A 1,237-nucleotide genomic window follows, 5' to 3' on the forward strand; every position below is an offset into this window, starting at 1 on the left:
TTAGTTTTAGTGGACAAAGCGCATGGCGTTGATTCTTCTGTATTCCGAGCGTCTGGCAACGTTTCGGGACACGGGAGAGGACCACGCCATGCGACACCACAATAGCGTATTTCATGCGATATTGAAGCACGTGCCGTGGCACGTGTTCGACCGGTTGGTGAGTGAGCACGGCGCCGATGCCCGGGTGCGGCGACTGTCGACGCAGGATCAGTTGATCGCGCTGTTGTACGGCCAACTGTCCGGCGCTCAGAGCCTGCGCGAGATCGAAGGCGGTCTCGCCAGCCATCGAAACCGGCTTTATCATCTTGGCGCTGAAGCAGTATCGCGCTCGACGCTCGCAGATGCCAATTCGAAACGGCCGGCCGCAGTCTTCGCCGGCTTGTTCGCCGAACTGGTGCAACGGGTCGGGCGCGGGCTGCGACGCGATGTTGGCGAAGCGGTGTATCTGGTGGATTCGACCAGTGTGCGGCTCAGCAAACTCAGCGCCGATTGGGCCAAGTTTTCCGAAGGCGTCTTTAGCGCCAAGCTGCACATCGTCTACGATGCGAATGGCGAACACCCGACCGACGCCATCGTGACGCCAGCCAAGGTCAACGACATCACCGTCGCCAAGACCCTGCAGATCGAGGCCGGCGCGACCTATGTGTACGATCTGGGCTATTATAGCTATGATTGGTGGGCTCAGCTCGATCACGCGGGCTGCCGCATCGTCACCCGGCTCAAGTCTAACACCAAGCTGAGCGACGTGACGGAGAACCCGGTCGAGGACGACGCAATCCTTTCCGACTGCATCGGGCATCTGCCCAGCCGCCTCGCAGCAAGCCGCGAGAATCCCTTCAAGTCGCCGGTCCGCGAGATTCGTGTGCGCATTGAATCCGGCACGATCCTGCGCATCGTCAGCAATGATCTCGACGCGCCAGCTACCGAGATCGCCGCGCTCTACAAGCGGCGCTGGCAGGTCGAACTATTCTTCCGCTGGATGAAACAGACGATGAAGATCAAGCACTTCCTCGGCACATCGGAGAACGCCGTGCGCATTCAGATCGCCGTGGCGCTGATCGCCTTCCTGCTGCTGCGCCTCGCCCACGCCACTCAAAACGTGGTCGACAGCCTGCTCGCCTTCACTCGCCTGATCCGCGCCAACCTGATGCATCGACGATCGATCGACGCCCTGCTCAAACCGCCGCCGACCATCAAAGATCAGCGACAGTTGAGCCTCAGTATTGATCAAATTTAA

At 60.0% G+C, this 1,237-nt stretch carries 1 protein-coding gene; it reads left to right on the top strand.

All coding sequences use genetic code 11. From position 1 onward, the window contains the following. Positions 1–88 precede the first annotated feature (88 nt). Positions 89–1,237, top strand: coding sequence for an IS4 family transposase (locus D4Q52_RS25945; RefSeq protein WP_119859471.1), 1,149 nt, complete (start codon positions 89–91; stop codon positions 1,235–1,237).

Origin of the sequence: Rhodopseudomonas palustris, assembly GCF_003591005.1 — a bacterium.
GTDB lineage: Bacteria > Pseudomonadota > Alphaproteobacteria > Rhizobiales > Xanthobacteraceae > Rhodopseudomonas > Rhodopseudomonas palustris_K.

What these genes read in the sequence shown, in the direction of transcription:
- D4Q52_RS25945 (WP_119859471.1), top strand. Translation starts at nt 89, where the DNA reads ATGCGACACCACAATAGCGTATTTCATGCGATATTGAAGCACGTGCCG.